This window comes from Moraxella osloensis, assembly GCF_001553955.1.
In the GTDB taxonomy this organism is placed as follows: Bacteria; Pseudomonadota; Gammaproteobacteria; order Pseudomonadales; family Moraxellaceae; genus Faucicola; species Faucicola osloensis.
Window position 1 is genome coordinate 228,664 of the sequence record NZ_CP014234.1, and the last position, 12,027, is coordinate 240,690.

A 12,027-nucleotide genomic window follows, 5' to 3' on the forward strand; every position below is an offset into this window, starting at 1 on the left:
TCATAGACAACGAATTCATAGATTGCCGTATTGTAACAAGATTTTTCTAAAATAAATAGATATAGCAGGGTATATTTGTGTACGTTTGTACACTTAAAATTTGCTGCCATGTTGCTATTGATTTTAGGCGAAATTGTGTTACTAACGGTATTTTTGAAGTAGATAATTAAGCGCCGCGGTATAACCAAAAGCGCCCATACCACAGATGACGGCTTCAGCTTTGTCACTAAAATAAGAATGCTGTCGAAATGGCTCACGGGTGTGAATATTGGAAAGATGAACTTCTATAAAAGGTTTATTGACGGCGAGTAGGGCATCGCGAATTGCTACCGATGTGTGAGTAAAGGCAGCGGGATTGATGATAATCGCGTCAATCTGCTCGTCAGGATTTGTGGTCAACAAACCGTGATGATGGATTTTATCAATCAGGGCAGATTCTTGATTTGTTTGAAAACAGGTGAGTTTGACTTGATACTGGCTGGCTAATTGTCTTATATCATCTTCAATATGTTGTAGGGTTTGAAATCCGTAGATTTCTGGTTCTCGCTTGCCAAGCAAATTAAGATTGGGACCATTTAATACTAACACATGGGTTAGTTGGATCTTTGTTGCTATTGCTGTCGTTGTCATGATGATGCTTCCTTTATCGTGGCTGATTTAAAATTTCCTCAAGTTTTTGCAACCTTAACTTGTCAATGGCTTCACCGATCTGTTTGCCGGTCAGCTCGCTTGCCACATTTTTGGCAGAAATTTGAGTTAATTGTGTTTTGATGGTGGTTAATAGCGCGGTTTGTTTGACCTGTTGATAAAGATGAACGACTTTCAAGGCTTGCCCTAAAAGTGAGGTGTCTTTAAGGCTATTACTTAATCTTAACAGTTCAAACAATCGGTCTGCAGTTAAGTGATCGAAATTTTTTAATGCATCAAAATGCTCAACAATGAATAACCCCAATCGCTCAGCGTTTTTTGGTACCTTTAAACCTTGGCAAAATTCTAAATACTCGCAGGTTCGGTTATGGTATGGCTGATCAGACTTAAAGCAGGTTGCAACCAAAGCAAACTTCATGACGTTGTCCGCTTGTTGCTCTCCCGCCATTCGCAGAGCAGGTAGCATCAATTGCCATTGGCTAGGATTATCATTGGATGCTTGATACAGTTTTGGCATAATGACATCAAGGACATTGAGCTGATAAAGCGTGTCAAAATAAATATCCGACCAAGCTTGCGTTAACGCTTTTGACGTCTCTGACCATACCCGCTCAGCGACAAGATGACTCAGCTCACCTGCGGCTTTTATTTGGCTGGTAAGTTTCGTGGTGGACTCATCGACTGTAAATCCAAGTGGCGCATAACGACTGGCAAAACGGGCAAGGCGCAATACACGTACCGGATCTTCTGTAAAAGCGGCGGACACATGGCGTAATTTTTTTTGCTGAATATCTGCTAAACCACCATACGGGTCGATGATATCGCGCGCATCAAATTTGCCCTGTTTAAAACTGCAGTCAAACAAGCCGTTGACTTCTATAGCCATGGCATTGATGGTGAGATCGCGCCTGGCTAAATCTTCTTCTAAGGTGACAGCGGCGTCAGCGTGTACCTTAAAACCAAGATAGCCGTTACCGCTTTTGCGTTCCGTGCGAGCCAGTGCATATTCGTCATGGGTCTTTGGGTGTAAAAAAACCGGAAAATCAGCCCCTACCTGCGAAAATCCCAGCTCCAGCATCTGCTCAGGCGTTGCGCCGACCACCACATAATCGTGTTCAGTGACCTCGCGCGCCAATACATAATCGCGTACCGCACCACCGACCAAATAAACTTGCATGACCACCCCGATGTTTTAACTAAATTAAACCCATAAAAAAACCAGTTTAGAGCACTAAACTGGTTTTATCAATCAACACAAAATTATTTTGCCAACTCTTGCGCTTGCGTTACTGCTACGGCAGTCATGTTGACGATACGACGTGCTGTCGCAGAAGATGTCAAGATATGCACAGGTCGTTGCGCTCCCAATAACAATGGACCGACGGTGACACTATTGGTCGCGGTTTTTAGCAAGTTAAATGCGATGTTAGCCGCATCTAAGTCTGGCATGATGAGTAGGTTGGCTGAACCTGTCAATTTGCTAAATGGGAATGAGGCATGGCGGATACGGTCATCAAGCGCGGTATCACCATGCATTTCGCCGTCAAACTCAAAATCAACATTCATATCGGTCAATAAATCATAAACTTGACGCATTTTTTTGGCACTTTCAAAGTCAGATGAACCAAAGTTTGAATGTGATAGCAATGCCACACGCGGTTCAAGACCAAAGCGGCGGACTTCTTGCGCTGCTAATACCGTCATTTCTGCTAGTTGTTCAGCAGTTGGATCTTCATGCACGTAAGTGTCAGCAATGAACAAGTTACGACCTTGAATCAATAAGGCATTTAACGCATAAAAATCTTTAGCATCTGCTTGTTTTTTGATCACGTTTTGCACGTAGTTTAAGTGCAAGTGGTATGAACCAAACGTACCACAAATCATACCGTCAGCATCGCCACGTTCAACCATTAGCGCGCCAATCAAAGAAGTTTTACGGCGAACATCACGACGTGCCAACTCAACCGTCACACCATTGCGTTTGTTCATCTCATAATAAAACTGCCAGTAGTCTTTGTAACGTGGGTCGCTTTCGATGTTGACTAGTTCATAATTTTCACCTGCCACCATACGTAAGCCCAACCGCTGGATTTGGTTGGCAATAATGGTTGGACGACCGACCAAGATAGGTTTTGCCAAGCCTTCATCCACCACCACTTGCACTGCCCGTAATACGTTTTCATCCTCACCTTCACAGTAAACGATACGTTTTGGTTCTTGTTTGGCACGGGTGAAAATAGGTTTCATCAAGAACGCAGAGTTATAAACGAACTCTGAGAGTTTATCGCGATAAGCACGCATGTTTTCGATGGGTAGCGTGGCAACGCCAGAATCCATCGCCGCTTTGGCAACCGCTGGTGCAATCTCCAAAATCAAATTTGGTTCTAGCGGTCCCGGAATTAAGTATTCACGACCAAAACGTTGGGTTTCATCCACCGTTTTTTGACCTTTTTGTGGGGTGGCTTCCACATGTGCCATGGCAGCAATAGCTCGCACGCAGGCAATTTTCATTTCTTCGTTGACGGTCGTGGCACCGACGTCAAGCGCGCCACGGAAGATATACGGGAAACACAGTGCGTTGTTTACTTGGTTTGGATAGTCAGAGCGACCTGTGGCGATAATCGCATCGGGACGCACCGCTTTGGCATCTTCAGGTAGGATTTCTGGGTTTGGATTGGCTAGGGCAAAGATAATGGGATCTTGCGCCATGCGTTTTACCATATCTTGGGTCAGCATGCCAGCGGCAGATAGACCTAGGAACATGTCCGCGCCTTCAATCACATCCGATAGGGTTTTGGCTTCAGTATCGCGGGCATAACGCTGTTTTGACTCATCGAGGTTTGCTCGGTTGCTGGTGATGATGCCTTTTGAATCAGCGACAAAGATGTGTTCTTTTTTTGCGCCCAACGCACAAATCAAATCCAAACAAGAAATCGCTGCGGCACCTGCACCAGATACCACAATTTTGATATCTTCGATTTTTTTGCCGGTAATTTCTAGCGCGTTTAATAACGCGGCAGACGCAATAATCGCGGTACCATGTTGGTCATCATGGAACACAGGGATGTTCATGCGTTTACGCAATTCTTTTTCGATATAAAAACATTCAGGGGCTTTAATATCTTCAAGATTGATACCGCCGAAGGTAGGCTCTAAAGAGGCGATTGCTTCGATGAATTTATCCGGATCGTTTTGTGCCACTTCAATGTCAAACACATCAATGCCGGCAAATTTTTTGAACAGCACGCCTTTACCTTCCATCACAGGTTTTGACGCCAAGGGACCGATATTGCCGAGTCCTAAAACAGCGGTACCATTGGTCACCACCCCGACTAAGTTGCTACGAGCGGTATAAAGCGCGGCTTTTTTGGGGTCTTTTTCAATTTCTAGACAAGGTATGGCAACGCCAGGCGAATAGGCAAGTGCCAAATCCCGTTGGTTGGCAAGTGCCTTGATGGGGGTAACAGAAATTTTACCTGGGCGTGGATTGGCATGGTAATGCAAGGCGGCTTGTTCAAATAATTCTTTGTCTGATAAGCCATTGTTGGTCGGCGATAATTTATCCATAATATCCTTCGTTGCGACAGTCGTTTTCGAATCGTAGTGTTCGCTATTCTAGCACTATTGACAGATTGATGACTAGTTGAGTACCGGCAAAAAATAAAACTAGTGAGCTAAAAAATCGCGCTACCGACCTTGTCTATCACCTCAAGATGAGCAGCTAACGCATATTTCAGGCGCATCTGCCGACGGTGGCTCGCTGTCACTTGGCTTGGCTAATGCACTGACTTGGTAAGGATTAGCCAATAGCTGATACAGTCTATCCACCTCACTCATGTCATTTTGTTCAGCTAATTCAATGGCTTGCTGTGCCATGCTGTTTCTTAGCACATACACGGGATTGTGGCTCATTACCAACTGCAAAGAATCCTGCTGTAATTTGGTATGATAGATAGCAATCCAATCCGCTAAGGTGGCATTGGGTTGACCGTTACCGCTGTTAATTGAAATTTTCAACTGATTAAGTAAATTAAATTCATGTAATAGGTTTAATTTATCATTAGGCCTGGCGTCAGCAACGATCGCTACTAGCGCTCGCAAGCTATTGGTAAAGTCAAGTTTGTTTTGCTGCATGATCTCTAAGTACTGCAAAGCGAAGTCACAGTTTTCTTCACTGATGGCTAAGCCAAATTTTTGGCAGAGACCTTGCTGATAGTACTGATAAAAAATCTCACCAAAACTGTCTAAAATGTCGGTTAACTGCTCGCGCGACAAGGTTTCTGGCGGGTGATTGGCGGTCAGTTTTTCGCCATTAAGGCGTAAAAATAAGGTAATCAGACGTGACAAATTCCAAAGTCCAATGGATGGCTGGTTTTGATAAACATAACGCCCGTTGTAATCAGAATGGTTATTGATCCAAATCGGATTAAAGCGCTCCATAAAACCGTAAGGACCAAAATCGATGGTCGCACCCGTGATGGATAAATTGTCGGTATTCATGACCCCATGGGCAAAGCCAATCAGCTGCCAGTCGGCAATGGTTTTGGCGGTTTTATCGACGACTTGCCGCAAAAAATCTTGAATGGGCGTGTCACTGTCAAAACACGAGTTAAAATAGGTTTTGATGACATAACGGGTAAAATACAGCAATAAATCAGGCGCATAATTTGCCACCCATTCAAAATGCCCAAAGCGGACATGACAATCTGCGGTACGTAGTAGCGCAGCCCCGCGTTCACGTGTCTCACGGTTGACAGGGGTATCTGAAACCACAAAGCCCAGCGCGTTGCTAGAGCGAATGCCCAAGCAATTAAGCGCATGACCTGCCAAATACTCTCGCACTACGCTTCGAATCACCGCACGACCATCCCCCATGCGCGAGTAGGGGGTTAATCCTGCCCCTTTCAGATGCAAATCGGTCAACTCTCCGTCTTTATCTATTACCTGCGCGAGTAATAGACCACGACCATCGCCTAATTGCCCTGCCCATTGCCCAAATTGGTGTCCAGCATATGCCATGGCTAACGGTTCAAAGCCGTCGGGAACGATGTCACCGCCCAAGATTTTGACCCAATGCTGTATTAAAAATTCATCATCTACCCAACCAATTTGGCGGGCGACTTGCGGGTTAAAATGCCCTGCTTGTGGGTTGGTGAGTGGTTTGGGAGGTTGTTTATGATACAGTCTTGGGTCAAGCGTGGCATACGAGTTTTCGATTTTCATAATTTTTCCATGTTTATAGGCATGACTAATCTGGCGGTTAAATGTCCCCTGTTTAGGGCGTTTTAAGTCATTAATTGCGCTATAATAGCGCGTTAACAGCCGGCTGAAAATTTGATTAAGCTTGCTGACGTTGTTTAAAATTTATATTTTACTATACCTTTATCCGACGATAGCGTCTGTGCAATAACTGTGCATGAGTCAATGTCGCTATAAAAGTCACTTTTTGCTGTCATCAAGCATTACTTGTTAGAAAATCCGCTTAAAAAACTACCTAAAAAGCCATGTACTTAAAGGAAGGTTATGCCTGCGTTAGATCTGAACAATCCCAACAATGTCTATTTGGTTCAGTCGGGGTTTAATGTCCAAGATATCGAAAAATCGCCTACCTTGGTCAATTTGCTCAATCGATTTCAAGGTAACTTACTCATTGATGAGCAAGATACCACCGTTGGTGTCGGCGCAAAAGCCTACGGCAATACTATTCATATTGCTAAAAGTTACAAAAATTTTTTGAACATCGCCCATGAGCTAGGGCACGCAACCGGTCAATACCAACAAGTCAATAGTGATAAAGACAATTTGTATCAATTTGATACGCCACAAGCCTATGGGATGGCACGCGCCAAAGCGGAGGGTGAGGCAACTTATTATGAGTTTTTGGTGGCAAAAGAATTAGGCTATCAACGGTTTGTCAAACCCTTGTGGCTCGATAACGCGGCAAAACCGCAAGATAAAGATGTGTTTGCACAAGTTAATGAAATCATGCGCCAAGCAATCAGTGAAAACGACAAAATAACTCAATTGGCAGTGCTCAATCAGAGCATGTTGCCCAGTGGGCAGTTTCATGCGCCACTTTATACCTATGATGAATACAATACCTTGGTGTTCTTGAATAACCGTTTTGCCATTTCGCGTATATCGCAAGATTATCAGCAAGCATTTGGCAAGCCACTGGATTGGAACAGTTATGAAGCTAAATCCCTTGCCAATAAAGCTAACCAGCATTTTGGCACCTTAGCTAATGACATCATTATCAATCACCATATTGACGGTTCTGTGCTTGGGAAGCAGGGCGTAGGGGATTTATTATGGGGTAGTCAGGGGGATGATGTGCTAGTGGGTAATAGCGGTCAAGATCGGCTGCTGGGCGGTGCTGATGATGATGTGCTCATCGGCAATGCCGGTGATGATGTGCTAGTGGGTGGCACGGGCAATGATTTATATTATTTCACCAAAGGATTTGGTCATGATACCATCATCAATGCGGGCGGTGGCAAAGATACGCTTTATCTTGCGGATAGAGCCTATGACGAGCTCAGCTTGGTCACTCAAGAAAAGCAGGACTTAACGCTGGATTTTGCAACTAGTTCGCCCAATAACAACGAGAACAACCATACGCCGACTGACGATCAACTTACCATCAAAGATTTTTATTTGGGCGGCGATAATGCCAGTTTAGCCATCGGTTTTGCAAAAAGCGGTAGCGCCAACCCTGCGACGCTGATGCCAATCCGTCAATTAACCGGTCAATTAACAAATTTTGGCTCAGTCGGGCAGCGTGATATGACTGATTATCAGCCAGTGCTAGAAAAATCTCTTTTACAACTGGGCAAAGTCAATCTTACTGCTACAAACGACAAATAAGCGGTTTGTCACATAAACGCAAAAAGCTACTGCAAGGAAATGCGATGTTACCATTAGAAATTAAATATTTGCAAAACGCTCAATATGAACCCACCCATGCGGCAATGCTGGCGCGCGTGTTATCGCGTATCGAGCAAAAAAAATCTACCAGCAGCGAGCAGGCGCAGCTTAGCGCTGATGAGTTATGGATTGTGGATCACGAAAATGTGTTTACACTGGGTCAAGCGGGCAAACCTGAACATATTTTGCAAAGAGATAATACCCCCATCATCCACACCGATCGTGGCGGTCAAGTCACTTGGCACGGTCATGGGCAGTTGGTGGTGTATTTTTTATTTGATTTAAATGCGTTGGGGTGGGGCGTGCGCGATTTGGTCAGTAAAGCTGAAAACATCATCATTGATGTCATCACGCCTTATTTGCCGCCAGATTTTTATGCCAAAGCGCGTGCGGATGCGCCAGGGGTGTATGTGTATAATCAAGACGATTTAGAACTTGGTAAAATTGCGTCATTGGGATTTAAGATAAAACACGGCTTTAGTTATCATGGCATCGCCATCAATGTACAAAATGATTTGACCCCGTTTCAAATGATTAACCCTTGTGGCTATGCCGGCATGACCATGTTGCGTCTAGCAAATTTTGCGGACGTGGATTATCAAGCATTTATCCAACAATTTATCAACCGTGTCAACCAAGAACGCCAATTTAGCCTAAGCAAATAAAATTTTACTAGCGGCTTAAATATAAGAGCCTTTAATATAACTGTCTTTAATTCAAGGATTGATTAGAGTAGGTAATGCCTTTAGCTTCATACACTTGGTAAGTCGCCTGCAGTAAATCATCAATATACGGATTGGATTGGTGTGCCAGTACATTCATAAAAATCGGGGTGGTCGCATCTTCGTGGCGTAGACGATGATAATGAATTTGCTCGGTACGGACGGTTTTTAAACTATCAGGCACTAAGGTGATACCTTCACCTGCCGCCACCAAGCCCAAAGCGATTTGGATATCGCGCACTTTGGTGGTCAAATGAGGTGACAATTGGTGGCGGGCAAACAAATACATGAGTTGATCAGTTTCGCCATTGAATAGCGGATTTTGCAGGATTGGCAAGGGCGTGCGATGATACAAAATAAGCGTATCTTCTAGCAACTCTTTAAATGCGATGCCGATATCATCCGGGCGTGATGCCAAGGGGTGCGCCATTGGCAGTGCCACCACAAAGCGTTCATGACGTAAAAATATCTGTTGCACAAAGTTGTCACTGTGCCGAAATCTTCCAAACCCTACATCGATGTCCCCCGACTTTAGCGCTGACATTTGCTGCTCCGAATTGATTTCGACCAGCTTGATATCCAAATTGGGATGTCGCTGTTTGACTGTAGAAATAATTTCAGGCAACAAACCGTACAGCACTGAGGCGACAAATCCAATCGTGAGATGATTGGTTCGATGCGGCTGGGCAAAGCGCTGAGTCAACTCACGGGCTTGCTCAAGTTGTAACAATATTGGCTCAATCTGTGCCAAAAAAAAATGTCCCGCCGCTGTTAAAGTCATTGGGCGGTGATAGCGATCCAGCAGCTCGACACCCAGCTCGCTTTCAAGTTGCTGCACATGGCGGCTTAACGATGGCTGTGATATAGCTAAGGTTTTGGCAGCTTGGCTAAAACTGCCGGCTTTTGCCACTACCACAAAATAGGTAAGTTGGGAAATATCCATATCAATACTCAATGATCATTACAGCGTTGTGTTATCGAGGTTAAAAACTGTTTACTCATTCAATAAATGATTTATGCAACAAATTTGCGATCAAGCCAAACCGTTAAATCAATGTCACTAAATCAATGTTACAAAAAATGTCAAATTTATGTCCCAATTTCACGCTATTCTAACCAATATACTATAAAATTTGGGCAATACTACGTTAAAAACCTTACGCTAAAAAAACAGTTTAAACCTCTAGATTAAGTTGCTCATTATGGCCATCCGTCTACCCAAGCCAAAAAAAGCCCAGTCTTTACCCCCGATTGAACCCAGTTTCGATAATATGCATCAAGTTAATGAAATGCAAGCTGATGAAATAATTGAAACTGAAGCAGGTACGTCTTTTGTCACGTTAACCGAGCTGCATGAAGGCTTTAATAATCGTCGGTTTTTTGACTGGCATGGTCGCGTTAGCCGTGTTCAGTTTTTAGCGTATTCCACCTTCAATGCGTTGATAGCATTAATGCTGGTCGCTTTACTATTTGTGATGATTGGCGGCTTTCAAGGCATAGTGAATGCCAGTAGTGAGCAGTTGCCGATGAGTCTGCTTGGTGCAAGTAGTGTTGGTGTGGCGGTTTTGTTTTATCTACAGCTTGCCGTTAGCAAACGCCGCTTCAATGATCTTAACAAAACAGGGTGGCTTGCGCTATTGATGCTAGTGCCTGGGGTAAATATCTTAGTTTACCTTTACTTGCTAGCAATCGAAGGGACGGCAGGCGCCAATTATTATGGCTTACCTGCTAGACCTGCTAGCCAATTAAAAACGGTACTGATGCTATTGATTCCGCTTTTAGTCATGTCACTCATCGGTTTGTTAACCCAAGTTGTTGTGCCCAGTTATCAAAGTTATCAAAGTTACCAAGCGATGAAAAATAATAAAGACGCTCAAAACAATGTCATTGTGACGGCAACAAATCCTATCCAATCGGCACAGATATTGCCTGCAACTGCCTCCGCTGTTGCTGCCTCGACCACTCAACCAGAGAATTTAAGAACAGAAGCGGTGGTAATTACCGGTGAGCAATTAGGAAACGGCGTGGCTTCCACCTCACAACCCACCGCGCCAGCGAACGTCAATCCCGCTATAACCACCAATCAAGTATCAGACACGCTTGCCAATACGCCAACAGACACCGCTAATTCTAATAGCTCAAATCCCAATACCCAAAATCCTAATACCCCAAATCAAGGTTCAAATGAGCGCGCGCAGACGGGCAGCAATCCAACGGCGAATGCCACGAATAGTCAAGGGGTGGTTTCTTATGAAGACTTTGTTAAAGCCTCTGAACAACAAATATTTATCGATAGAAGTTGACTTCCTCCCCTTGCTAAAGCAAGGGGATTCCTTCTACAAGACGGTCAAGCCCGACCGCAAGAATGTTCTTACTGGCATTGATATCTCTATCATGCCATGTGCCACACGAAGCACATATCCATTCTCTTATTCCAAGCGATTTTCTACCTTTCGGACTATTGGCGGTGATTTCACCGCAACACGAACATCGCTGGGTCGTGTATCTCTCATTCACGATTTCAAAACGGCAACCTGCGTTCTCGCATTTGTAGTTCAGTTGTCGCTTGAGTTCAAACCAACCTGCATCGTAAACCGATTTGGCTAGTTTGCCTTTTTTACTATTAAATTGATTACTCTGAATATCACCGACCACGATTAGCGCATTATCTTTAACTAATTGGGTGGTGAATTTGTGTATTAGGTCTTGCCTTGTGTTTTTGATTTTGGCATGGATAGCCTTGATACGTTTTTTGTTGTTTGAGCGTTGGGCTATAGCTAATTGTTTTGCATATTTTAGCGTTTGCTTAATGGTTAGCTTGTCACCGTTTGAGGCGGTAGCACTGTCTTTAAGTCCTAAGTCAATGCCTACACTGCCTGTTCCGCATTGTGTTTTAGGGTAGTCTTTGATAGTGATACAGGCATACCAACGGTTACGGCTGTCTTGGACGACCTCAAGGGTGTTAATTTGATATAGGCTAAGGTTGTAGCTGTCCCATAGGTCGATGACCAGCTTTTGTCCTTTGGCTAAACTAAGCTGTAAGGTGGATTTTAAGCCTTTTTTACTTGTTTGGTGGGTAGCAATGTGTTTGATGGCGGATTGTTTAAAGGGTAGCCAGCCTAATGATTTACGTTTTGAATTTGGGTTGTTGGTTCGCCAGTTTAGTTTGGCTTTTTTGAATTGCTTTCGAGCTTTGGCGTGGGTTTCATTGATGGCTTGGATGGTCTGACTGTGTAAGCCAAGTAGTTCACCGCTACCTTTGGTGTAGTCGCTTAGGTCGTAAGCACTAAAGAATTTACCAGTCTTTTTTAGGTGTTTGTAACTCAAGTCATTGACATAATTCCATACGAAATTGACCGCACCGCTTAGGCGGTTGAGTTTATCAGTATGTTTGTCTCGTATGCGTAGCTTGAGTGTTTTCATGCAAATTATTTTAGCAAAATTTATGCAAGCGTTATAGTGTACAAGTTGCCTTATATCCACCGCCTAAAGTCGGTGGTTTTACGGCAACGGATAATAAATTAACTATCAGTGAGTTTAACTATGCACGATTTACAAACGGTTTCAAATCTGCACATTTGCTAATACAAGTTAGCTAAGTATAACAAAACCACAATCAAACCTATGATTAAATAACGCCGAGATATCCCTATAATGTTACCTATCAAGAAGGGGTATTTAACATGAAGATTAACAAAATACATGACAATATAAGGAGTAGCTTAGCATC

9 protein-coding genes are annotated in these 12,027 nt (G+C 43.8%); 3 read left to right on the top strand and 6 right to left on the bottom strand.

Annotated elements, in window-relative coordinates; genetic code table 11:
• Nucleotides 1-141: 141 nt before the first annotated feature.
• The 4 genes from aroQ to AXE82_RS01045 form a co-directional block, all read right to left on the bottom strand.
• The gene (aroQ, locus tag AXE82_RS01030) at nt 142-630 is read right to left on the bottom strand and encodes a type II 3-dehydroquinate dehydratase (RefSeq protein ID WP_062330392.1); all 489 of its coding nucleotides are present in this window, start codon (nt 628-630) and stop codon (nt 142-144) included.
• A 13-nt stretch (nt 631-643) separates the two neighbouring features.
• The gene (locus AXE82_RS01035; RefSeq protein WP_062330393.1) at nt 644-1,825 is read right to left on the bottom strand and encodes a tRNA nucleotidyltransferase/poly(A) polymerase-related protein; all 1,182 of its coding nucleotides are present in this window, start codon (nt 1,823-1,825) and stop codon (nt 644-646) included.
• Nucleotides 1,826-1,908: 83 nt separating this feature from the next.
• Entirely contained in the window at nt 1,909-4,215 is a 2,307-nt protein-coding gene (locus AXE82_RS01040; protein WP_062330396.1) for an NADP-dependent malic enzyme, read from the bottom strand.
• Nucleotides 4,216-4,356: 141 nt separating this feature from the next.
• On the bottom strand, nt 4,357-5,871 hold the full coding sequence (locus AXE82_RS01045; protein WP_062330397.1) for a protein adenylyltransferase SelO: 1,515 nt from the start codon (nt 5,869-5,871) through the stop codon (nt 4,357-4,359).
• Nucleotides 5,872-6,171: 300 nt separating this feature from the next.
• Here AXE82_RS01045 and AXE82_RS01050 point away from each other — a divergent pair, with 300 nt between their 5' ends.
• Both AXE82_RS01050 and lipB read left to right on the top strand, forming a co-directional pair.
• Nucleotides 6,172-7,515 carry a calcium-binding protein gene (locus AXE82_RS01050; protein WP_062330399.1) on the top strand — a complete coding sequence of 448 codons (1,344 nt, stop codon included), beginning with the start codon at nt 6,172-6,174 and terminating at the stop codon, nt 7,513-7,515.
• Nucleotides 7,516-7,559: 44 nt separating this feature from the next.
• Nucleotides 7,560-8,240, top strand: a complete 681-nt coding sequence (gene lipB / locus AXE82_RS01055) for a lipoyl(octanoyl) transferase LipB (protein WP_062330400.1) — start codon at nt 7,560-7,562, stop codon at nt 8,238-8,240.
• 46 nt (nt 8,241-8,286) lie between these two features.
• On the opposite strand, the gene AXE82_RS01060 is transcribed toward lipB, so the two are convergent.
• On the bottom strand, nt 8,287-9,240 hold the full coding sequence (locus AXE82_RS01060; protein ID WP_062330402.1) for a LysR family transcriptional regulator: 954 nt from the start codon (nt 9,238-9,240) through the stop codon (nt 8,287-8,289).
• 259 nt (nt 9,241-9,499) lie between these two features.
• Between AXE82_RS01060 and AXE82_RS01065 the strand changes: the two genes are divergently transcribed.
• Complete coding sequence (locus AXE82_RS01065; protein ID WP_062330404.1) at nt 9,500-10,600, top strand: DUF805 domain-containing protein; 1,101 nt, start codon at nt 9,500-9,502, stop codon at nt 10,598-10,600.
• A 13-nt stretch (nt 10,601-10,613) separates the two neighbouring features.
• Here AXE82_RS01065 and AXE82_RS01070 read toward each other — a convergent pair whose 3' ends face one another.
• Complete coding sequence (locus tag AXE82_RS01070; RefSeq protein WP_062330406.1) at nt 10,614-11,720, bottom strand: RNA-guided endonuclease InsQ/TnpB family protein; 1,107 nt, start codon at nt 11,718-11,720, stop codon at nt 10,614-10,616.
• Nucleotides 11,721-12,027 lie beyond the last annotated feature (307 nt).